The sequence below is a fragment of the Streptomyces sp. NPDC041124 genome (genome assembly GCF_055592385.1).
In genome coordinates, this window is sequence record NZ_JBVIYR010000009.1 from 263,368 (window position 1) to 285,596 (window position 22,229).

The 22,229-nt window shown below is 73.0% G+C and carries 12 protein-coding genes; 10 read left to right on the forward strand and 2 right to left on the reverse strand.

Annotated elements, in window-relative coordinates:
- Window positions 1–31: 31 nt before the first annotated feature.
- A complete protein-coding gene (locus tag ACZ6A9_RS24875; RefSeq protein ID WP_468989129.1) occupies window positions 32–832 on the forward strand; it encodes a tetratricopeptide repeat protein in 801 nt (266 codons plus the stop codon).
- Between the two features lie 397 nt (window positions 833–1,229).
- Here the strand turns inward: ACZ6A9_RS24875 and gabT are convergent, their stop codons facing one another.
- Window positions 1,230–2,564 carry a 4-aminobutyrate--2-oxoglutarate transaminase gene (gene gabT / locus ACZ6A9_RS24880; RefSeq protein WP_468989133.1) on the reverse strand — a complete coding sequence of 445 codons (1,335 nt, stop codon included), beginning with the start codon at window positions 2,562–2,564 and terminating at the stop codon, window positions 1,230–1,232.
- A 280-nt stretch (window positions 2,565–2,844) separates the two neighbouring features.
- On the opposite strand from gabT, the gene ACZ6A9_RS24885 reads away from it, so the two are divergent.
- From ACZ6A9_RS24885 to ACZ6A9_RS24895, 3 genes are all read left to right on the forward strand, one after another.
- Window positions 2,845–5,265 (forward strand): ATP/GTP-binding protein, encoded by a 2,421-nt coding sequence (locus tag ACZ6A9_RS24885; protein ID WP_468989136.1) that lies wholly within the window; start codon window positions 2,845–2,847, stop codon window positions 5,263–5,265.
- 123 nt (window positions 5,266–5,388) lie between these two features.
- Window positions 5,389–6,948 carry a PucR family transcriptional regulator gene (locus tag ACZ6A9_RS24890; protein ID WP_468989139.1) on the forward strand — a complete coding sequence of 520 codons (1,560 nt, stop codon included), beginning with the start codon at window positions 5,389–5,391 and terminating at the stop codon, window positions 6,946–6,948.
- Window positions 6,949–7,303: 355 nt separating this feature from the next.
- On the forward strand, window positions 7,304–8,749 hold the full coding sequence (locus tag ACZ6A9_RS24895) for an aldehyde dehydrogenase family protein (protein WP_468989140.1): 1,446 nt from the start codon (window positions 7,304–7,306) through the stop codon (window positions 8,747–8,749).
- A 98-nt stretch (window positions 8,750–8,847) separates the two neighbouring features.
- Here ACZ6A9_RS24895 and ACZ6A9_RS24900 read toward each other — a convergent pair whose 3' ends face one another.
- The gene (locus ACZ6A9_RS24900; RefSeq protein ID WP_468989142.1) at window positions 8,848–11,688 is read right to left on the reverse strand and encodes a glycoside hydrolase family 3 C-terminal domain-containing protein; all 2,841 of its coding nucleotides are present in this window, start codon (window positions 11,686–11,688) and stop codon (window positions 8,848–8,850) included.
- Window positions 11,689–12,049: 361 nt separating this feature from the next.
- Here ACZ6A9_RS24900 and ACZ6A9_RS24905 point away from each other — a divergent pair, with 361 nt between their 5' ends.
- The 6 genes from ACZ6A9_RS24905 (at window position 12,050) to ACZ6A9_RS24930 (ending at window position 22,224) form a co-directional block, all read left to right on the forward strand.
- On the forward strand, window positions 12,050–13,741 hold the full coding sequence (locus tag ACZ6A9_RS24905; RefSeq protein ID WP_468989144.1) for an extracellular solute-binding protein: 1,692 nt from the start codon (window positions 12,050–12,052) through the stop codon (window positions 13,739–13,741).
- A gap of 27 nt (window positions 13,742–13,768) precedes the next feature.
- Window positions 13,769–14,803, forward strand: a complete 1,035-nt coding sequence (locus ACZ6A9_RS24910; protein ID WP_468989147.1) for an ABC transporter permease — start codon at window positions 13,769–13,771, stop codon at window positions 14,801–14,803.
- Window positions 14,800–15,735 carry a carbohydrate ABC transporter permease gene (locus ACZ6A9_RS24915; RefSeq protein WP_468989149.1) on the forward strand — a complete coding sequence of 312 codons (936 nt, stop codon included), beginning with the start codon at window positions 14,800–14,802 and terminating at the stop codon, window positions 15,733–15,735. The genes ACZ6A9_RS24910 and ACZ6A9_RS24915 overlap by 4 nt, the downstream gene beginning before the upstream one ends.
- A gap of 122 nt (window positions 15,736–15,857) precedes the next feature.
- Window positions 15,858–18,044, forward strand: a complete 2,187-nt coding sequence (locus ACZ6A9_RS24920; protein ID WP_468989152.1) for a WD40/YVTN/BNR-like repeat-containing protein — start codon at window positions 15,858–15,860, stop codon at window positions 18,042–18,044.
- Complete coding sequence (locus tag ACZ6A9_RS24925) at window positions 18,044–20,014, forward strand: beta-galactosidase (protein WP_468989154.1); 1,971 nt, start codon at window positions 18,044–18,046, stop codon at window positions 20,012–20,014. The genes ACZ6A9_RS24920 and ACZ6A9_RS24925 overlap by 1 nt, the downstream gene beginning before the upstream one ends.
- Window positions 20,011–22,224 (forward strand): glycosyl hydrolase family 95 catalytic domain-containing protein, encoded by a 2,214-nt coding sequence (locus tag ACZ6A9_RS24930; RefSeq protein ID WP_468989158.1) that lies wholly within the window; start codon window positions 20,011–20,013, stop codon window positions 22,222–22,224. The genes ACZ6A9_RS24925 and ACZ6A9_RS24930 overlap by 4 nt, the downstream gene beginning before the upstream one ends.
- The last annotated feature ends 5 nt before the right edge of the window (window positions 22,225–22,229 follow it).

The following is a 22,229-nucleotide window of genomic DNA, read 5'->3' on the forward strand; positions in this document are numbered from 1 at the left end:
CGGGCCCGTAGGCTCACTGCCCGTGAAACCCATGAGACGCATACGGGAAAAGGCACGACGCGAGCTCTTCGCCCGGCTCGAGGACCTCTTCGCACAGGGGGAGTACGAGGAGGTCGAGGCCACGGCACGCGCGCTCGCCGAAGGCGCCAGGAGCGCCTGGCGGAAGCGGGCCCTGCCCGAGTGGCAGGCGCGGACGCTGGCCACGATGGCGGCCGTCGCGCACGGGCGCCAGGCGGAGGTGCTGGGCGAGCTGGAGACGCTGATCGCCGAGCTGGCACCGGTCGACGTCGAGACGCAGGTCCTGCGGTTGGTGGTGCGCAGGAACCGCGTGGTGGTCCTCTCCGGCCAGGAGCGGTACGAGGAGGCCGAGCGGGAGGCGCTGGACATCCTCGGTGAGATCTCCCGTCTCGCCCACCTCATCACCCTGTCGAAGCTGGAACTGAGCGCCCTGGGCCTCCTGGCCGGGGCCCTGTGCGGGCAGGGCCGTTTCGAGGAGGCGGAGGCCATCACCCGCGGCAACCTCTCCCGCGCGGGCGACGGCGCGGCGGTCCCGCGCCTCACGCTGGCGCGCAGCCTGAACGGACAGGGCAGGTACGAGGAGGCCCTCACCGAGTCGCGAGGCATCACACTGCCACCGGACCGCAAGGACAGCGGACTCCTCGACCTGGTGACGGCCGAGGCCCTGCTCGGTCTCGGGCGCCGTGAGGAGGCGGAGGCCGGGGCCCGCCGGGCGCTGGCCGACTGCGAGCGGAGTCTGCATCCGGCCCATCCCCGCATCGGGACGGCCCGCGCCCTGCTGGCGCGCGTCACCGGGGAGGAACCCCGTCCGTGAACACCGAAGGGCCGGCGCAAGGGGGGTGAGCGCCGGCCCTTCGGAGAACGGCTTGCCGTGTGAGGTGCCCGGACGGCCGTCCGGACCGGAACGTCGCGCGCCCCGGGGGGTCTGGGGCGGGCGACCGTCCGATCCTGAGGAGACCCGAAGCCTCAAGGCCCCGGTTGTGTGCGCGAGGGCACGGCCAGGTCGAAGCTGGGGAGGCCCCGGCCTGAGCCGTCCACGGTTCCCCGTGGACGGGGTGTGTCTCTCATCCGGGGAGAAACCTACGGCAGGGGGTGGCCCGGCGACAGGGCCGACGGCCGCTCGCCATCCACCCCGCACACGTTCTTCACACGCTGCGTCGTCCGCCGCCGCCGCGGGGCGGGGCAGGCGGCTCACCTGCCCCGATGCCGGCTCAGATGCGCGCGAACGCCTGCTCGATGATGTCGAGTCCCTCGTTCAGCAGGTCCTCGCCGATGACCAGCGGCGGCAGGAAACGCAGCACGTTGCCGTAGGTGCCACAGGTCAGGACCAGCAGGCCCTCCTGGTGGCAGGCCTTCGCCAGGGCGGCGGTCGCCTCCGGGGCCGGCTCCTTGGTGTCGCGGTCCTTGACCAGCTCGATCGCGATCATCGCGCCGCGGCCGCGGACGTCGCCGATGAGGTCGAACTTCTCGGCCATGGCGGCGAGGCGGCCCTTCATGACCGACTCGATGTGCTTCGCCCTGGCGTTGAGGTCCAGCTCCTTCATCGTCTCGATGGCGCCGAGCGCGCCCGCGCAGGCCACCGGGTTCCCGCCGTAGGTGCCGCCCAGGCCGCCCGCGTGCGCGGCGTCCATGATCTCCGCGCGGCCGGTGACGGCCGCCAGCGGCAGTCCGCCCGCGATGCCCTTCGCGGTCGTGATCAGGTCCGGGACGATGCCCTCGTCCTCGCAGGCGAACCACTGGCCGGTGCGGCAGAAGCCCGACTGGATCTCGTCGGCGACGAAGACGATGCCGTTGTCCCGCGCGAACGCGCTGATCGCGGGCAGGAAGCCCTTCGCCGGCTCGATGAAGCCGCCCTCGCCGAGCACCGGCTCGATGATGACCGCGGCCACGTTCTCCGCGCCGACCTGCTTGGAGATCTGGTCGATGGCCTGCGCGGCGGCCTCGGCACCGGCGTTCTGAGGGCCGGTCGGCCAGCGGTAGCCGTAGGCGACCGGGACGCGGTACACCTCGGGCGCGAACGGGCCGAAGCCGTGCTTGTACGGCATGTTCTTCGCGGTCAGCGCCATGGTGAGGTTGGTGCGGCCGTGGTAGCCGTGGTCGAACACCACGACCGCCTGCCGCTTGGTGTACGCACGCGCGATCTTGACAGCGTTCTCGACGGCCTCGGCGCCGCTGTTGAACAGCGCGGACTTCTTGGCGTGGTCGCCCGGGGTCAGCTCCGCGAGCGCCTCGGCGACGGCGACGTAGCCCTCGTACGGCGTGACCATGAAGCAGGTGTGCGTGAAGTCGGCGAGCTGGGCGGAGGCTCGGCGCACGACGGCCTCGGCGGAGGCGCCGACGGAGGTCACGGCGATGCCCGAGCCGAAGTCGATCAGCCGGTTGCCGTCGACGTCCTCGATGATCCCTCCGCCGGCCCGGGCGGTGAACACGGGCAGTACGGAGCCCACCCCCTGCGCGACCGCGGCGGTGCGGCGGGCCTGCAGCTCCTGCGACTTCGGGCCGGGGATGGCGGTGACGACGCGGCGCTCCTGCGGAAGTGCGGTCATGCGGGGCTCCTGGGGGGTGTGACGGACGCCTGGGTAACGGACGCTTTTTCCTTCTTTTCTCGCAGGTTAGGGCCCCGGGAGAGGGCTGGGCATGCTCCATGTGGGCGCTGTGCGGGGTCTCCCGTTGTCCGCGGTGGACATAGCGGGGTGGGCCGCCCTCACCGCGTTCGCCGGGCGCGAGTGCCCGCGGCCGGACTGCGCAATCGCTGGACTCGACCTGCCGGGGCGTTAGATTGGCTCGCTGATGGCGGATGGCGCGGCTGCTCAGGGGGCAAGGGCGATGGACAGCGACGGTACCCAGGACGCGCGGGGCACGCATGCCGGCCCCGTGCCGCGCCCGGCCGGACCACCGGACGTACCGGCGGCGCCGCCCCGGCCGAGCGGCGCCCCAAGCCTGCCACCTCTCCCCGCGCAGGCTCCCCGCCCCGCGTCCGCGGTCGCCGCCTGGCTCGACACGGCGCGGCCGGCCGCCCGGCCCGGGATCTGGCGCTACGGCTACCGTCCGCCCAAGCAGGCCGCGTCGGAGCGGCTCGCGCCGGTGACGGTCGCCGGCATGCTGGTCCCGCTCGCCCTCGCGGCACTCGTCTGGTCGCTCTGGCAGCGGGGCGTCACCTCCTACCAGATGGCCCCGCTGCGGGCCTTCACCCCGGACGACTGGTGGTGGGCCGGCACCGTCGTCTCGCCCAAGGTGTTCGCGGGCGAGCCGGTGCCGTCCCCGGGGGCGGAGGCCCTCGTGGTCTACGAAGGCGTCTCCTTCGCCGTGCTGGCCGTCGCGGTGGCCGTCCTCGGCAGCTGGCGCGCCATCGTCCGCCACTACGTGGCCCGCCGGCCGCAGCCCGCGCGGGCCCTGGTCGCGGCGCTCCTCGCCCTGGTCGCCCTCAGCCTGGTCTTCCCCGACGCGTTCCCGCTCGCCGGATGGTCCCCGGTGCCGGTCGTCGACCCGCTGCTGTCCCTCACGGTGCTGATCACGGACGGCTACGACCTGATGGCGTCGTCCTTCTTCACGAACACGCTGTACACCGTCGTCACACTGCTCGTGGTGTGGCCGTTCGCCCGCCTCGGCGGCTGGCTGCCGTACGCGAGGCACCTGCTCGCCACCCGCCGGGAGAGCACAGGCCCCGGCGCCGAGGCGGCCGAACGCCCCCGCTCCCAGTGGCCGGACCTGCGCGACGCGGGCCTCGGGGAGGCCGCGGACCGGCTCACCGCCGAGGTGGCCGGCGGCCGGATGAACGACGTCGACTGCACCCGCATCGGGCACGCCTTCGCCGTCGCACGCCGCGGCGGCACGCAGGCCGCCTTCCGCGACACCGTCCTGCGGCAGGCCGGCGCGGCCTGGACCCACCCCTCCGGCGCCCGTGACCTGCCACGCCGCAGCGCCCGCCACGACCTGCTCACCGAGCAGGTGCGGATCGGCAGCTGGGTGGCGGCCGACCGCGCCCCGGAGCCCTACCGCGGCGCCGGGGCGGCCCTCGGCCCGGACGCCCTCGGCACCTCGCTGCTCGCCGTCGGACCCTCCGGGTCCGGCAAGACCCGCACCCTCGTCGAGCCGGTCACCGAGGCGCTCGCGCTGCAGGCACTCACCGGGAGCTGCGCCGTGGTCGCCGTCTCCGCCGCCGGGAGCCCGCTCGGCGCGGACGACTCCTTCGACGTGATCGTGCGGATCGGCGACCCGTCCTCGGTGCACGACCTCGACCCGTACGCCGAGTCCGACGACCCGGACGAGGCCGCCGCCGTACTCGCCGAGGCGCTGGCGGGTGACCTCGACACGGCCGGCACGCGGAGCGCCGCCACCACGCTGGCCCAGCTGCTCGGCCCGTTCCGGGCGGTGCACGCGCGCTTCCCCACCCTGCCGGAGCTGCGCGAACTGCTGGAAGGGGACGAGGCGGCGCTGACCCGGCTGCGGGAGGCGCTCGCCGTGAGCGGCGACGACGTCATGCGGCGCGAACTCGACGCGCGCGCCCGGCAGACGGGAGCGCCGGGCGACACGGGGCGGACCCTCGCCGACCGGCTGGCCCTGCTCGACCGGCCGGTGTTCGCCGGCTTCTTCGGCGGGGGCGGCCCCGGCAGACCGTTCTCCCTGCGCGCCATCGCCCACCACCCCCTGCGGGTGCGGATCGACCTGCCCGAGCGCGGCCACGAGGAGGCCGGCCGGCTGATCACGCGGCTGGTCCTCGCCCAGTTCCACGCCGTCGTACGGGAGGGCCGGCGCGCCCACTTCGCCTGCCTGGTCCTGGACGACGCGACCGGCACCGTCACCGTCGAGTCGGTGCGCCGCATCCAGCGGCTGCGGTCGCAGAACGCGGGCGTGCTGTTCGCCCTGCGCACCGTCGCCGACGTCCCCGAGGCACTGCACGGCCCGCTCTACGGAGCCGTGGGCTGCCGCATGGCGTTCTCGGGGGTCACCACCTGGGACGGCGACCGGTTCGCGCGGACGTGGGGCACCGAGTGGGTGGAGACCACCGAGGTCGCCCAGCACACCGTCTTCGCCGACCAGCCGATGACCCGCGCCCTGCACGCGCTGCGCAAGCTGGTGACGGGCAAGGCGGTCACCACGGACGCGGTGACGGTACGGCAGGTCGAACGGGAGCGGTGGTCCGCCTCCGAACTCGCCCACGCGGTGCCCGCGGGCCACGCGGTGCTCTCGCTGACGACCGTCGGCGGCGAACACGCGCCCCCGCTCCTGGTGGACCTGCGGGGGTGAGCGGCCCGGGCGGCCGGTGACCGTACAGTGAGGCAGAATCGACATGGGCCGTTCATACGCGGCGGCCAAAAGATCACCGAGTCCTCACGCCACCCGGCGCTGACCCGAAGGCCCAAGGCTCCGATGCCCCCGACGCTCGCCTCGCTCGTCCACCACTCCGCGCTCAAGCTGACCGTGCGCGCGGGTCAGGACCGCCTCGACGCGCCCGTCCGCTGGGCGCACGCCAGCGAACTCGCCGACCCCGTGCCGTACATGGAGGGCGGGGAACTGCTGCTCATCACCGCGCTCAAGCTCGACGCGGAGGACCGGGAGGCGATGCGCCGCTATGTGAAGCGGCTGGTGGGGGCCGGCGTGGTCGGGCTGGGCTTCGCCGTCGGCGTCCACTACGAGGACATCCCCGACGCGCTCGTCGACGCGGCCCGCGCGGAGGGCCTGCCGCTGCTGGAGGTGCCGCGCCGCACCCCCTTCCTGGCGATCAGCAAGGCCGTGTCCGCCGCCATAGCCGCCGACCAGTACCGCGCGGTGACCGCCGGCTTCGCCGCCCAGCGGGAACTGACCCGGCAGACCCTGACCGACGGCCCCGAGGGTCTGCTGGCCGCGCTGGCAGGCCAGGTCGACGGCTGGGCCGCGCTCTACGACGCCTCCGGCGCCCTCGTCGCCACGGCACCGGAGTGGGCGGCCCGGCGGGCCGCGCGGCTCACCGCGGACGTGACCCGGTTGCGGGAGCGACCCGCGCCCGCCTCCTCCGTGGTGGCCGGCCCCGACCACGAGGACCGGGTCGAACTGCACTCCCTCGGCACCGGACGCCGCCCCCGTGCCGCGCTCGCCGTGGGCACGGCGGCCGCCCTCGGCACCGCCGAACGGTACGCCGTACACTCCGCCGTCGCCCTGCTCACCCTCACCACGGAACGCTCCCGCTCCCTGCACGCGGCCGAACAGCGCCTCGGCGCCGCCGTGCTGCGCATGCTGCTCGCCGGGGAGCCGGACCACGCCCGCGCGGTGGCCGGAAACCTGTTCGGAACCCTCCTCGACGCCCCTTTCCGGATCGTCGTCGCCGTCGGCGGTGAGGCGGGTGGTGACGGTCTCGGGGCCCTCGCCGAGACCGCGGAGTCCGCCGCCACCCGCTCCGGCGAGGCGGTCCTGGTCGTGCCGGAGGGGGAGAGGCTGGTCGTCCTGGCCGCGGACGGCGGCGCCGCGGTGGCCGCCGTCCGCGAACACGCCGCCGCGCGGGAGACCGCCCGCAAGGCCGACGACGACCTGGTGATCGGACTGTCCGCCCCGGCCGGGCCGATCGCCGCGTCCGCCGCCTACAAGCAGGCCGAACAGGCACTCTCGGTGGCCAGGCGGCGCGGCAGGGTGCTGGTGGAGCACGAGCACATGGCGGCCGGGTCCGTCCTGCCGCTGCTCGCCGACGACGCGGTCAGGGCCTTCGCCGACGGGCTGCTGCGCGCCCTGCGCGAACACGACGCGACCGGCCGCGGCGACCTCGTCGCCTCCCTGCGCGCCTGGCTCTCCCGGCACGGCCAGTGGGACGCCGCCGCCGCCGACCTCGGTGTCCACCGCCACACCCTGCGCTACCGGATGCGCCGGGTCGAGGAGATCCTCGGCCGCTCCCTCGACGACCCGGACGTCCGTATGGAGCTGTGGCTGGCTCTGAAGGCGACGTCGTCCGAGACCGGTTGAGCGGTGACTTGCCGGCCCCCGTCCGCGGGGACGGCGAACCCTGTCGGGGTGCTGCCACTGCCGCACCGGCGGGCCCCCGGGCGACGGTGGTGGCGTGGTGCGGCGGGCCCGGGCGACGCGGTGGGCCGTGGTGCGGACGGTTGTGTCCGGCCGGGCGGTCGCGTGCTGGACGTCCGAGCCGCGGGGCCGTCGCGTCGCGGTGGTCTCCCGTGGTGCCGTCCCCCGCTTTGTGCCGATGCGGCGCACTGGGGGCCCGCATCCGTACGTGCCGGACAAGCGCCCGTCCGCCGAGGCGCCCCTACCGTGGACCCCAGAAATCCAGTACACCCCCTACGCGGAAGGGCCGGGACTCCACATGACTTCCACCCACGCCTTCTGGCTCGCCGGCCGCCGGGCCACCGGTGAGGCCGCCTTCGACGTCACCTCCCCCTGGGACGGCCGGGTCGTCGGCAGCGTGAGCGTGCCGACCGACGCCCAGGTCGAGGAGGCCGTGGCCGCCGCGTACGCGGTACGGGAGGAGTTCGCCGCCACCCCCGCCCACGTCCGCGCCGCCGCCCTGGACCACGTCAGCCGGCGTCTCGCGGAGCGCACCGAGGAGATCGCCCGGCTGATCTCCGCCGAGAACGGCAAGCCGATGAAGTGGGCGCGCGGTGAGGTCGGCCGCGCGGTCTCCGTGTTCCGCTTCGCGTCCGAGGAGGCCCGCCGCTTCAACGGCGGTCAGGCGCAGCGGCTGGACACCGACGCCGGCGGCCAGGGGCGGCTCGCGCTCACCCGCCGCTTCCCCAAGGGCGTCGTCCTCGGCATCGCGCCGTTCAACTTCCCGCTGAACCTGTGCGCCCACAAGATCGCCCCGGCCATCGCGGCCGGTGCCCCGATCGTGCTGAAGCCGGCGCCCGCCACGCCCCTGTCCGGGCTGATCCTCGGTGAGCTGCTCGCCGAGACCGAACTGCCCGCCGGCGCCTGGAGCATCCTCCCGGTGCCCAACGACCGCATGCCCGCCCTCGTCCAGGACGAGCGGCTGCCGGTGATCTCCTTCACCGGTTCCGAGAAGGTCGGCTACGCCATCATGGACTCGGTGCCGCGCAAGCACTGCACCCTGGAACTCGGCGGCAACGGCGCGGCGGTCGTCCTCGCCGACTTCGGAGGCGACGAGGACCTGGACCGGGCCGCGCAGCGCATCGCGACCTTCTCCAACTACCAGGGCGGCCAGTCCTGCATCTCCGTGCAGCGGGTGATCGCCGACGCCTCCGTGTACGACCGGCTGCTGCCGCGCATCGTCGCCGCCGTCGAGGCGCAGGTCACCGGTGACCCGAACGACGACGCCACCGACGTCGGCCCGCTGGTCAGCGAGGAGGCCGCGCAGCGCGTCGAGGCACGGGTGCAGGAGGCCGTCGAGGCGGGTGCCACCCTCCACACCGGCGGCAAGCGCGACGGCGCCTCCTACGCCCCGACCGTGCTCACCGATGTGCCGGCCGATGTGACGCTCTCCTGCGAGGAGGTCTTCGGGCCGGTGCTGACCGTGCAGAAGGTGGACGGCGAGGCCGCCGCCTTCGCCGCCGTCAACGACTCCAAGTACGGCCTCCAGGCGGGCGTGTTCACCCACGACCTGCAGACCGCGTTCCGGGCGCACCGCGCCCTGGAGGTCGGCGGTGTGGTCGTCGGTGACGTGCCCTCCTACCGCGCCGACCAGATGCCGTACGGCGGTGCCAAGCAGTCCGGGGTGGGCCGTGAGGGCGTCCGGTTCGCGATGGAGGACTACACCTACGAGCGGGTGATGGTCCTCACCGGTCTCGACCTCTAGGCGAGACGTCCCGCCCGTACGGGAAGGGGCCCGGCACCGACAGCGTCGAAACCGTCGGTGCCGGGCCCCTTCCGTCGTGCCGGCCGCCTTGAGGACCCTCAGCCGGAGAAGCCGGCCCGCGCGAGCCGCAACGGGCCGCGCAGCCGCAGGCGCACATCGTGCACACCGCCGACGACCGTGCACGACGCACGGAGCGTGGTGTAGTCGTACGGCCCCGGCGTGGGCGCCTTCGTCGACAGCGAGGCGAGCACCGGGCCGTCGGCGAGCGAGACGTCGACGGTGCCCTCGCCGGACACGTCCACCGTCACCTGTGTCACGCCGGCGCCGAAGTCGCAGCGCCGGAAGAGCAGTTCGCCGTCCTTTCCGGTCACGGCGGTGACCGAGTCGCCGGCCGTCCTCGTCCGGTCGACGATCACCGTGCCGCTCTGCTCGTCGAAGTCGGCGGCCTCCAGGCCGTGTTCGACGACGGGACGCGGGACGGCCGGCTCGCCCTCCAGGGTGAGGGTGGTGCGCACGCGGACGTCCTCGCTGGAGGCCCCGGCCAGCAGCTCGTACGCCCCCGGCTCCACCCGCCACCGGCCGGCCGCCACGTCCCGGAACGCGAAGGCGGACAGCGGCAGCACGAAGGACAGTTCAGCCGTCTCCCCGGGCGCCAGCGTCACCCTCCGGTGGGCCAGCAACTCGCGCCGCGGGCGGGGCACCGACGGGTCGACGGCCCGGACGTACAGCTGCGGCACCTCGTCGGCGGTGACGTCACCGGTGTTGGTGACCTGGAACCCGGCCCGTACCGTCCCGTCCACGACCCGGGCGGTCAGCTCCCCGTAGGAGAAGGACGCGTAGGACAGGCCGTGTCCGAACGGGAACAGCGGTGCGCCCTCGAAGTACAGGTAGGTCTGCCGGGAACCGATCACGTCGTAGTCGAGGAGGTCCGGCAGGTCGGCGTCGTCGGCGTACCAGGTCTGCGGCAGCCGGCCGGCGGGGGAGACGTCACCGGCGAGCACCCGGGCCAGGGCGGTGCCCGCCGCCTGGCCGCCGTGGGCGGTCCACAGGACGGCCGGGAGGTCCGCCGGGTCCACCGCGTACGGGTAGGCGGAGACCAGTGCCAGCACCGTGTTCGGGTTGGCGGCGCGGGCCGCGCGCAGCAGCGCCTCCTGCTGGGCGGGCAGGCGCAGCGTCGTACGGTCCTCGGTCTCGCGCCCGTTGATGTGCGGGTCGTTGCCCGCGACGACCAGGACCACGTCGGCGCCGGCCGCGGCACGCGCCACCGCGTCCTGCCCGCGTTCGACGACGACCAGTTCGAAGACCTCGGGTTCCTCCTCGGCAACCTTCACGCCGTCGGCGGCGACCTGCACATGGCGTCCCGTTCCCATGTGCCTGAGGAGGTGACCGTCCCCGTGCGGTTCCAGCCGGAACGTCTCCTGCACGACCCAGCCGCCCGGCTGGTCGGCGGAGGCGCGGACGTACCCGTCCTCGGCGACCGAGAGGTAGCGGCCGTCGGGCGCCCGCAGGGTGAGCACGCCCCCGCCCCAGTCGACCAGGGCCAGTTCGGTGCCCGCCTCACCCGCGGTGAGCGGCGGCAGGTCGGTACGGCCGGCGAGCAGCGCCGGGTCGAGGGCGCCCTCGGTGCCGCGCGCCTCCCCGGGGGCACCGGAGGCCGGCGGCACGTGCAGGCAGGCGCCGGTGGAGGTCTTCAGCAGGACCCGGTCCACACCCTCGGCGAACTCCACGCGGTCCGCGCCGAGCCGCTCGTACAGGCCCTCCAGCGGTGTGGAGCGGTGGATGAGGCTGCCGCTGTACCAGTCGAGCTTGCACTCGTCGGCGAGCAGCCCGACGACGGCGACGCGGGTGTCCGGGGCGAGCGGCAGGAGGCCGTCGTTCTTCAGCAGGACGACCGCCTGCTCGGCGGCCTCCAGGGCGAGCGCCCGGTGTTCCGGGGTGTCGAAGGACTGCTCCCCGGCGTAGGGGTCCGCGCCCGGGTCGAACTCGCCCAGCCGGAACCGCACCGAGAGCTGCCTGCGGACGGCCGTGTCGATGTCGGCCTCCGTCAGCAGGCCCCGCTGCAGCGCGCCCTTCACCCGTCCGATGATCTTCGAGCTGTCGGTGCCGTGGTCGGTGAAGCTGTCGACCCCGGCCCGCAGGGCCGCCGCGGTGGCTTCCTCGTGGGTGTCGAAGTAGTGCTCGGAGTCGACCAGGTTGGACGGCGCGCCCGCGTCCGAGCAGACCAGCAGCTCCTCCCCGGTCCAGGAGCGCAACTGCTCCCTCAGGTACGGCGAGACGTGGTTCGGACGGCCGTTGACCAGGTTGTACGCCGGCATCACCCCGGCCACCGTGCCCGCCCCGACCGCCTCACGGAAGGCGCGCAGGTCGTACTCGTGCAGGACGCGGGGGCGAACGGAGCTGGACGAGGTGTCGCGGTCCGTCTCGTTGTTGTGCGCCAGCCAGTGCTTGAGGACCGGCGCCGTGCGCCAGTACACCGGGTGGTCGCCGCGCAGCCCGTGGGTGTAGGCGGTGGCGATCGCGGAGGTGAGCTTCGGGTCCTCCGAGTAGCCCTCCTCGTTGCGGCCCCACAGCGGGTGGCGCAGCAGGTTGACGGTCGGCGCCCAGACGTTGAGGCCGACGCGCTCGTCCCGGGCGCGCATGGCGCGTGCCTCCCGGGAGACGGCCTCGCCCACCCGGCGCACCAGCTCCTCGTTCCAGGTCGCGCCCAGACCCACGGCCTGCGGGAACACCGTCGCCGGCCCCATCCAGGCGACCCCGTGCAGTGCCTCCTGGCCGGTGCGGAAGGCGGCGATGCCCAGGCGCTCGACGGCCGGTGCGAACTGGTGCAGAAGTCGGGTCTTCTCGTCGAGGGTCAACCGCGACAGAAGGTCGTCGATGCGCTTCGCGAACGGCAGTCCCGTATCGCGGAAAGGCGGCGTGGGCGGCGGTGGTGCGGTCACGTGGAGTTCCCCTCGGGGTGGAGCGGCGAGGCGCTTTCGAAGCGCTTCGATGCTCATTCGAGGCAGGGGCGGGTGTCAAGTGATCCCGGGCCACCGGATCGGGCGCTTCTCCAGCGGCCCTCCTCTCTCACATGTGCGTCGCGATCACGTATACATCCGAGGAATCTTGGATGTGGCCCTTGTGTGCCCCTGGGTGTTCACTTAACCTCGCAGCAACATCGAAGCGCTTCGACTGGGAGGCCCCGCCCCGTGCGGCGCAGCTCCCGCCGAACGACCGCTTCGGCTCAGCCAGTTCCACTGAAGACACCGCAGCCGACGGCCCCCTGCCGGGTGTCCTGGTGCGCCACGAAGGGTTGACGCAATGACGCCGAACGCCTCCCACTCCTCCGGACCCAGCCGGAGAAGCTTCCTCGCCTCCACGGCGGTCGCCACCGCAGCGGTGGCGGGGGGAATGCCGCTGCTCGCGGCATGCGGTGGATCCGACGCGGGTTCGCGGGACGGCACCACGTCGGGCAAGGACGCCAAGAAGATCCTCCCGGCGTACGTGGCGAGCAACGTGGTCACCCCCGACATCCCCAGCAAGAACGGTTCCGCGGTCGGTTTCACCGGCAAGCTCGACCTGGCGGGCCTGAAGACGTCGGTGCCCGAGAAGCTCGGCAAGGGCGGCAAAATCACCGTGATGTCCCCGTTCTGGGGCTCCCCGCCCAAGGCCGGCAACACCTACTACACGTCGATGAACGACCTCATCGGCGTCGACGTGGTCTGGCAGAACCAGGACGGCAACACCTACGACCAGAAGCTCGGCGCGGTGCTCGCCTCCAGTGAGGTGCCCGACGTGGTGGTCGTGCCCGGCTGGAACATGTCGGGCAAGATCCCCAGCGCCATCATCAGCAAGTTCGCCGACCTCGGCCCGTACCTGTCCGGTGACGCCGTCAAGGACTACCCGAACCTCGCGGCGATCCCCACCGACGCCTGGCAGCGGTCCATCTTCGGCGGCAAGCTGCGCGGCCTGCCCATGCCGTCCTCCTACGTCACCGGCATCGTCCCGCTCTACCGCCAGGACATATTCGAGAAGGAGGGCTACGAGGTCCCCCGCTCGTGCGACGAGTTCATGGCACTGGCCAAGGAGGCCACCAGCGCGAAGGCCAAGCGCTGGGCCTGCCTGGACATGAAGTGGACCGCCTTCAACGCCTTCGGTGTGCTCTCCGGCGAGGAGAAGTCGCTCGGCTGGAACGAGGTCGACGGCAAGCTGGTCTACCGCATCGAGACGGAGGAGTACCTCGAGGCGCTGGAGTGGACGCGCAAGCTGTTCGCCGCCGGCGTGGTGCACCCCGACGCAGCGCTGGGCAAGAGCAACGCCAACGACCCCGGCCCCAAGTTCGCCGCCGGCGAGTTCCTCATCTACAACCAGGACTCCTCGCAGTGGTGGAGCCGTACCGCGGAACAGGCCGTACAGAACCCGGAGTTCAAGATCTGGGGCATGGACGTCTTCGGTCACGACGGCGGTGACCCCACGCTGTGGGCCAAGAACCCGGCCGGCATCTTCGCCTTCGTCAACAAGAAGGCGTCCGAGGCCGTGATCCGTGACGTGCTGGCCGTCGCCAACGTCACCGCCGCGCCGTACGGCACCAAGGAGTACATGGCCACCAACTACGGCGTGGAAGGCACCCACTACACCGTCAAGGACGGCGTGCCCACCAAGACCGAGCAGGGCAACATCGACGTGATGAACGCCTTCGTGATGATCGCGAGCCCCGCCCCGACCATCGCCCACCCCGACTTCCCCGAGGTCGCCAAGGGCCAGGTGGAGTGGCAGCAGCGGATGGGCGCCTTCACCAGGAAGTCGTCCTTCTACGGCATGCAGATCACCGAACCCACCCGCTACACCAACCTCTCCAACGACTTCGAGCAGCTGGAGGACGACGTCGTCCGCGGCCGCAAGAAGATCAGCGACGTGCAGCAGGCCGTCTCCGACTGGAAGAGCAAGGGCGGGGACGAACTGCGCGACTGGTACAAGAAGATCCTCGACGAGAACGGTACGGCGGCCGGCTGACCGGGCACCGAGGCAAGGAGAACCGCCGTGTCCCACAGCACGGTGCCTCGGACCGACACCGAGGCCGAAGCGAAGGAGAACCCCCCGGGGGCGCACGGCGGCGCCACCGGGGCCACCGGGAAACCACCCGCCGGGAAGCTCGGCCTCCGGCTGAGGTTCAGGCGCGACCGCGTCCTGCTGCTGATGACGCTGCCCGCCGTGCTGCTGGTGCTGCTCTTCAACTACGTGCCGATCCTCGGCAACGTCGTCGCGTTCCAGGAGTACGACCCCTACATCAGTGACAACGGGGTCGTCTCCATCCTGCACAGCCCGTGGGTGGGCCTGGAGAACTTCCAGCGGATCTTCGAGGACTCCGCCTTCTGGAACGCGGTGCAGAACACGCTGGTGCTGTTCTTCCTCCAGCTGGTGCTGTACTTCCCCATCCCCATCCTGCTCGCGCTGCTCATCAACAGCGTGGTCAGGCCACGGGTGCGGGCGATCTCGCAGGCCATCCTCTACCTGCCGCACTTCTTCTCGTGGGTGCTGGTCATCGCCGTGTTCCAGCAGCTGTTCGGCGGCGCCGGGCTGCTGTCCCAGCTGCTGCGCGACCACGGGTACGACGGGCTCAGCCTCATGACCGACCCGGAGACCTTCAAGTTCCTGGTCACCGCGCAGAGCGTGTGGAAGGACGCCGGCTGGGGGATCATCGTCTTCCTCGCCGCGCTGGCCTCGGTCAGCCCCGACCTGTACGAGGCCGCCGCGATGGACGGCGCGAACCGCTGGCGCCGCGTGTGGCACGTCACGCTGCCCGCACTGCGCCCGGTGATCGCCCTGCTGCTGGTGCTGCGCGTCGGCGACGCCCTGACGGTCGGCTTCGAACAGATCCTGCTCCAACGCGACGCCGTGGGGCCGGCGGCCTCGGAGGTCCTCGACACCTTCGTGTGGTGGAACGGCGTGCGCAACCAGGACTTCGGTTACGCGGCCGCCGCGGGGCTGGTCAAGGGCGTCATCAGTCTCGGCCTGGTCCTGGTGGCGAACAAGGTGGCCCACCTCATGGGCGAGCAGGGGGTGTACAAGAAGTGACCGCCGTCATCGACAAACCCGCGCGCACACCAGGTCGCTGGGCCGCCCCGCCCCGGCCGGTGTGGGAAGAGAAGCCCAGCCGGGCCGGGATCGCGGGCAAGGGGCTGGTCCTGCTCCTCGCCTGTCTGGCCATCCTGTTCCCGCTGTGGATCGTCGTGGTCACCAGCCTGTCCACGCGCAAGGCCATCGACGAGGCCGGCGGGCTGGTGATGATCCCGACGGACATCACCTTCATCGCCTACCAGGAGCTGCTCAGCGGCGGCCAGGTCACCCGGGCCGCGCTCGTCAGCATCGGCATCACCCTCGTCGGCACCGCGTTCTCGATGACGGTGTCGGTGCTGTGCGCCTACGGCCTGTCCCGCAGCGGCTCGCTCGGCCACCGCTGGATCCTCATGGTGCTGCTGGCCACGATGTTCTTCAGCGCCGGCCTCATCCCCACCTACCTGCTGGTGCAGTCCCTGGGCCTGACGGACACCTACCTCGCCCTGATCCTGCCCAGCGCGATCAGCGTCTTCAACATCCTCGTGCTGCGCGGCTTCTTCATGGGCATCTCGCAGGAGCTGATCGACAGCGCCCGCATCGACGGCGCGGGGGACCTGCGCGTCCTGTGGCAGATCGTGCTGCCCCTCTCCCGCGCGGTCGTCGCGGTGATCACCCTGTTCTACGCCGTCGGGTACTGGAGCGCCTGGTTCAACGCCTCCCTCTACCTGAACGACCAGGACATGCTGCCGCTGCAGAACGTCATGATCCAGCTGGTGCAGAAGCAGGAGGCGCCGGTCGGTCTGGGCCAGGCGATCAAGACGGGTGAGCTGTCCGGTCTCGCGGTGCAGATGGCCGTGATGGTGATGGCGCTGCTGCCGGTGGCCGTGCTGTCGCCGTTCGTCCAGAAGCACTTCAAGAAGGGGATGCTCACGGGCGCCGTCAAGGGCTGACGCCCGTGCCGTCCGGGGAGCTGCGTCGTCCTTCGGCCGCGGGTCTCCCGTGGCCGGCCGCGCAGTTCCCCGCGCCCCTTCCGGTTTCCTCACTCCCCCCCCCTCACAGGCGAGGTTCTCCCATGCTCACGTCCTCCCCGAGCCGGCGTGCCGTTCTCGCCGGTGCCGCGGCCGTCGCCGCTGCCGCCGGTGTGCCCGTCCTCGCCGGACAGGCGCAGGCCGCCGGACCGTCCGGCTACCGCTGGCGCAACGTCGTCATCGGCGGGACCGGGTTCATCACCGGTGTGCTGTTCCACCCGCGGGTGCGCGGGCTCGTCTACGCCCGGACCGACATCGGGGGCGCCTACCGCTGGGACGGCCGGCGCGAGCGCTGGGTCCCGCTGCTCGACCACATCGGGTGGGACGACTGGAACCTGCTCGGTGTCGAGGCGATGGCGGTCGATCCGGCGCACCCGGACCGCCTCTACCTGGCCTGCGGCACCTACGCCCAGTCGTGGGGGAGCGACGGCGCCGTGCTGCGCTCGGACGACCGCGGCGCCACCTGGCGGCGCACCGACCTCACCGTGAAGCTCGGCGCCAACGAGGACGGACGGGGCACCGGCGAGCGGCTGCTCGTCGACCCCCGGGACAGCGACACGCTGTGGCTGGGCACCCGGCACGACGGACTGCTCAGGTCCACCGACCGGGGCGCCACCTGGGCCCCGGTGAGCGGATTCCCGGCCACGCCCTCCGCCACGGGCCAGGGCGTCACGTTCCTCGTCGCGGCGGGGCGCACCGTCTACGCCGGCTGGGGCGACGACGGCGACGCGAACCTGTTCCGCACCTTCGACGGCACGAGCTGGGAGGCCGTCCCGGGACAGCCCTCCGGTGCCGCCGCGCGCGTGCCGATCCGTGCCGCCCACGACCGGCACGCCCGCGAGCTGTACGTGACCTACGCCGACGCGCCCGGCCCGAACGGCCAGTCCGACGGCAGCGTGCACAAGCTGCGCACCGCCGGCGACGAGTGGAGCGAGGTCACCCCGGTGAAGCCCGACGAGGGCTCCGCCGACACCTTCGGCTACGGCGGGGTCGCCGTGGACGCCCGCCGTCCCGGCACCGTCGTCGTCTCCACCAACAACCGCTGGGCGGCGGTCGACACGCTGTACCGCTCCACCGACGGCGGCCGCAGCTGGCGCTCGCTGAAGGACACCGCCGTGCTCGACGTCTCCGAGACGCCCTACCTGAAGTGGGGTGAGGACGAGCCCAAGTTCGGCTGGTGGATCCAGGCCCTCGCCCTCGACCCGTACGACTCCCGCCACCTCGTGTACGGCACCGGCGCCACCCTCTACGGCACCCGCGACCTGCGCCACTGGGCGCCGCGGGTCCGCGGCCTGGAGGAGACCTCCGTGACCCAGCTGGTCTCGCCCCCGGCCGGGCGGGCGCACCTGATCAGCGGGTCGCGGGACATCGGCGTGATGTACCACGAGCGGCTCACCTCGTCCCCCGCCGCGGGCATGGCGACGAACCCCGTCTTCGGATCGGCGACGGGACTCGCCCAGGCGGCGCGCAGACCGTCCTACGTCGTCCGGGCGGGCTGGGGCGATCACGGCAACGGCGCCGCCTCCCACGACGGCGGGCGGACCTGGGCGCCGTTCGCCTCCCAGCCCGGCATCGCCAAGGACGCACCGGGTCCGATCGCCACCAACGCCGACGGCAGCGTGCTGCTGTGGTCCTTCGTGCACTGGGACGGCACCGCGCACCCGGCCCACCGCTCGGCGGACGGCGGCGCCACCTGGACCGAGGTGGCCTCCTTCCCGAAGGGGGCCGTGCCGGTCGCCGACCCGGTCGACCCCGCCCTGTTCTACGCGTACGACACCGTCACCGGGACGCTGCTCGCCAGCACGGACGGCGGCCGGTCCTTCGCCGCCCGCGCCACCGGACTGCCTTCCGGTGACAGCCAGTTCAAGGTGGTGGCGGCGCCCGGCCGCACCGGCGACCTGTGGCTGAGCACCAAGGGGAACGGGCTGTACCGCTCCACCGACGGGGGCGGGAGCTTCACGAAGGTGGAGAGCTGCCGGGCCTCCTACACCCTCGGCTTCGGCAAGGCCGCCGACGGCGCCGGATACCCGGCTGTCTACCAGGTCGGCTCGACCGGGGCGATCACCGCCGTGTACCGCTCCGACGACGAGGCGAGGACCTGGGTGCGCATCAACGACGACGACCACCAGTGGGGCTGGACCGGCGAGATGATCACCGGCGACCCGCGCGTGTACGGCAGGGTCTACCTCGCCACCAACGGGCGCGGCATCCAGTACGGGGAGCCCGCCTGATGCCGGACCTGAACGACGTCACCCGCGGCCGCGTCCTCTACGGCGGCGACTACAACCCCGAGCAGTGGCCCGAGGAGACCTGGCACGAGGACGTCCGCCTGATGAAGCGGGCCGGCGTCAACACCGTCACCCTCGGCGTCTTCTCCTGGGCCAGGATCGAACCAGCTCCGGGGAGACGGGAATTCGGCTGGCTGGACCGGCTGATGGACCTGATGCACGCCCACGGCATCGGGGTCGTCCTCGCCACCCCCACCGCCTCGCCGCCGCCCTGGATGGGCCACCTCCACCCCGACACCCTGCCCCGCGACGCCGACGGCCGGACCGAGTGGTGGGGCGGACGCCAGCACTTCTCGCACTCGAGCGCCACCTACCGCCGCCTCGCCGCCGCCGTCACCGAGGACCTCGCCGGCCGCTACGCCGGCCACCCGGCCCTCACCCTGTGGCACATCAACAACGAGTACTGCACCTACGACTGGGGCGACGAGGCCGCCGCCCGCTTCCGTGACTGGCTGCGCCACCGCTACGGCACCCTCGACGCCCTCAACACCGCCTGGGGCACCGCTTTCTGGAGCCAGGGATACGGCGACTGGGCCGAGGTGCTGCCGCCCCGGCACGCCCACTACATGAAGAACCCCACCCAGGTGCTGGACTTCAAGCGCTTCACCTCCGACATGCTCCTGGAGTGCTACACCGCCGAACGCGACATCGTCCGCCGGCACACCCCGCACCTGCCGGTCACCACCAACTTCATGCCGTTGTGGGCCGGTCAGGACGCCTGGCGCTGGGCCGAGGAGGAGGACGTCGTCTCCGTCGACCTCTACCCCGACCCGCGCGACCCGTCCGGCGCGCAGAGCGGAGCCCTGGTCCAGGACATGACCCGCTCCCAGGCCAGGGGCCCGTGGATGCTCATGGAACAGGCTGCCGGACCGGTCAACTGGCGCCGGGTGAACCATCCCAAGCCGCGCGGCCTCAACCGGCTGTGGTCGCTCCAGGCCGTGGCGCGGGGCGCGGACGCCGTCTGCTACTTCCAGTGGCGCCAGTCCCGGCAGGGCGCCGAGAAGTTCCACTCCGGGATGGTCGGCCACGCGGGCGAGCGGGGGCGCACGTACCAGGAGGTCGAGCGGCTCGGCGCGGACCTCGCCCGGATCGGCCCGCGGGTGAGCGGGAGCGGCGTCACGGCCGACGTCGCCGTGCTGCACGACTGGCACTCCTGGTGGGCGGGCGACCAGGAGGGCCGCCCCTCCCTCGAGGTCGACTACACGGAGGTCCTGGGCGCCTGGCACCGTGCGCTGTGGCAGGCGCACCTCACCACCGACTTCGCCCACCCCGGACACGACCTGTCCGGCTACCGGCTGGTCGTCGTCCCGCAGCTCTACCTCCTCACCGACGCGGCCGTCGACAACCTGCTGGCGTACGTACGCGGCGGCGGCACCCTGGTCTGCGGGTTCCTGACCGGGGTCGCGGACGAGGACGACCGGGTGCGGCCCGGCGGCATGGACGCCCGGCTGCGCGAGCTGTTCGGCATCCGCACCCTGCACGAGTGGTGGCCGCTGGAACCGGGAGAGACCGCCGTGTGCGAGGGCGGCCTGCGCGGCACCCTGTGGTCCGAGGAACTGGAGCCCGACGGCACCGCCGAGGAGATCCTCGCCTACGAGGGCGGCGAGCTCGGCGGACTGCCCGCCGTGCTGCGCAAGGGACGCGCCTGGTACGTCTCCACACTCCCCGAACCGGATTCGCTGCGAGCGCTGTTGGCCCGTATCGCCGCCGACGCCGGGGCGCGGCCGGTGCTCGGCGGCCTCCCGGACGAGGTCGAGGCGGTACGCCGGGGCGAGCTGTTGTTCCTGCTCCACCACGGCCGGGAGCCGGTCACCGTGGACGTCCCGGGCACCCACCGAGACCTCCTGACGGAGACCACCGTGACCGACCGGATCACCCTGGGCCGCTACGGCGTGGCGGTGCTGGAGTCATGAGCGCCACGCCCGTCCACGGAACGTGGGAGCCACGCCCGGCCGCCCGCTGGGAGGACGCCTTCCTGAGCGGCAACGGCCACCACGGCGCCCTGGTGTTCGGCGACCCGGACGACGACCGCACCGTCGTCACCCATCACACCCTCGTCCGCCCGGGCGAGGGCGACGGCCGGTACCGGCTGCCGCCCTCGCTGGCCGGCCGGCTCGAAGGCCTCCGGGACCGGCTGCTCGCCGGGGACACGGCCGCGGCCGAGGAGTTCACCGACGGCCGCCCCCTGCAGTGGGTGCGCCCCTTCCACCCGGCCTTCCAGATCCGTGTGCGCCGCGAGGGGAGCGAGGGGGACCCCTCCGGCTACCGCCGCGGGGTCGACTTCGCCACCGGTGTCGCGGAGGCCACCCACGACGGCTGGACCAGCCGCGTCTTCGTCTCCCGCGCCGACGACGTGATCGTCCAGTGCGTCACCGGCGCCGGTCTCTCCCTCGGCCTCTCCCTCGACCACCGGCTCCCCGGCGCCCCCGCCGGCCTGGGCGTCGGTCACGGAGCCGTCCTCACCCCCGAGGGTGCCCTGCTGAGCCTGCGCGCCCGCTACCCCGGCAGCGACCTCGCCTACACGGGCGTCACCCTCGTCGTCGTCACCGGCGGCACGACCGCCCTCGCCCCGCCCGGCGTGCGCGTCGAGGGCGCGCGCTCGGTGCTGCTGCTCACCCGGGTGCGCCGGCACACCGGGGAGGCGGACGTGCCGGCCGAGGGCCGCGCCCTGCGCGACCTCCTCGACGAAGCACCCGGGACCCCGTACGACGGCCTCCTGGCCCGCCACCTGCCCCCGCACCGCACCGCCTACGAACGCGTCACCCTCGACCTGGCCGCCGACCCGGACGAACGCGCCCTTCCTGGATCCGAGTTGCTCGCCCGGCCACGCAGCGCCGCCCTGCTCGAACGGCTCTTCGCCGCCGGCCGCTACCACCTGCTGTCCTCCAGCGGTCTGCTGCCGCCCCGGCTCACCGGACTGTGGACCGGCGACTGGGACACCGCCTGGTCGGGCGCCTTCACCCACGACGCCAACCTCAACCTCCAGACCGCCTCCGCCGCCGCGGCCGCCCTCCCCGAGGTCACCGAGGCGCTGGCCGCCCTGATCCAGCGCCAGTTGCCCGACTGGCGGGACAACGCCCGCACGGTGTTCGGTTCCCGGGGCGTCGTCGCGCCCGCCCACAGCGACGGCGAGTCCGGGCACTCGTACCACTTCAGCCGCGAGTACCCCCTCCACCTGTGGACGGCGGGCGCCGACTGGCTGCTCAAGCCGCTCGTCGACCACGACGAGACCCGGGGCGAACGCGACCCGCGCACCGCCGCCGCCCTCGACGAAGTCGCCCTGTTCTACGAGGACTTCCTCAGCCGTACCGACGACGACGGCCGACCGGTCGTCGTGCCCTCCTACTCGCCGGAGAACCGGCCCGCCAACGCGAGCTGGGGCACCGTCAACGCGGCCATGGACCTCTCCGCCGCCCGCCACGCCCTGCGGACGGCCGCCGCCTACGACGCCGGTCGGGCCGACCGCCGGCGGGCCCTCGCCGACCGCCTCCCCCCGCACCGGATCAACGCCGACGGCGCGCTCGCCGAATGGGCGTGGCCCGGCCTGGAGGACTCCTACGACCACCGCCACCTCAGCCACCTCTACGGCGTCTGGCCCCTGGACGAGATCACCCCCTACGACACCCCGGACCTGGCCGCCGCCGCCCACCGCGCCCTCGAACTGCGCGGCGCCGAGAACGACTCCGCGCACGGACACCTGCACCACGCGCTGATCGCGGCCCGCCTCCGGGACGGCGAGCGGGTCACCCACGCGCTCGGCCAGGTCCTCGACGGCGACTTCTTCCACGACTCCCTGATGAGCGCGCACTACCCGCACCGTCACGTCTACAACGCCGACGCCGCGCACACCCTGCCCGCCGTGCTGATCGAGGCGCTCGTCCAGTCCACCCCCGACCGGCTGGTGCTGCTCCCCGCCCCCCTCCCCGCCTACCCGACCGGGCGCCTGACGGGCATCCGCACGCGCTTCGGGGCCGTGCTCGACCTGACCTGGTCCCCGGACGACGCCACCGCCGTCGTCCGGCCGACCCGCACCCACCGCATCACCCTGTGGACTTCCGCCGGCGCCGAAGCACTCGACCTGGTCGCCGGAGAAGACCGCGTCCTCCCGCTGAAGACGCGGTGAACCCC